Here is a 767-nt window from a genome sequence, read left to right as displayed (position 1 = left end):
GATCGGATGTGCCAGTGATGCGGCGTTAGCAATGGAACTTGGAGCAGATGGGGTATTGACCAACACAGCGATTGCCCAAGCACAAAATCCGATGCTAATGGCGGAAGCGATGAAAAATGCGGTGATTGCGGGACGGTTAAGTTACTTAGCGGGACGTATCCCGAAACGTCCGTATGCGACTGCTTCATCTCCGGTTGATGGGATGATTCAGTTTTAGCATTCCGTTCGCCCTGAGCCTGTCGAAGGGTTCTCCCGTTCATGGTTCGACAAAACAAGCGAAGCGCTCGCAAAGCGATGTTTCCTTGCGCTCACCACGAACGGAAGTTTTTTATGCTTCGATGTAGTCCAAATCCTCATGAAACGTCTCGCGGGTAAAATAGAGCGCGACCAAAGCGATCGTAAATACAACCGATCCCACCACTGCCGCTGAACCCAGAACCCCCATACTCTCTTTTAAAAGCATAAAACTCGACGTAATCGGAACTACCGAACCGCGTACGAAATTGGGAACCGTTGTTGCCACGGTAGCTCGGATATTAGTTCCGAACTGCTCCGCTGCCATCGTGATAAAGAGCGCCCAATAACCGCAGAATACACCCAACAAAAATACGGCTATATAAAATGAAAGTGCTGTTGCACCCGATAGAGTGAAATAATAGAGAACGCTTGCCACGGAGAGAACCATAAAAATAGTATAAGCTTTCTTACGACTTTGCATCTGTTGAGAGAGATATCCGCTCGCCAAATCACCGATTGACAGCCCGATA

General features: G+C 48.5%; 2 pseudogenes. One reads left to right on the top strand and one right to left on the bottom strand.

What is annotated here, in order from left to right:
* Window positions 1–217, top strand: a pseudogene (locus A3G19_RS04005) (thiazole synthase); the annotation flags it as partial.
* 111 nt (window positions 218–328) lie between these two features.
* On the opposite strand, the pseudogene A3G19_RS04000 reads toward A3G19_RS04005, so the two are convergent.
* Window positions 329–767, bottom strand: a pseudogene (locus tag A3G19_RS04000) (MFS transporter); the annotation flags it as partial.

It is taken from the genome of Sulfuricurvum sp. RIFCSPLOWO2_12_FULL_43_24 (assembly GCF_001829605.1).
Classification (GTDB): Bacteria; Campylobacterota; Campylobacteria; order Campylobacterales; family Sulfurimonadaceae; genus Sulfuricurvum.
This window is presented reverse-complemented; position numbering and strand designations above follow the sequence as displayed.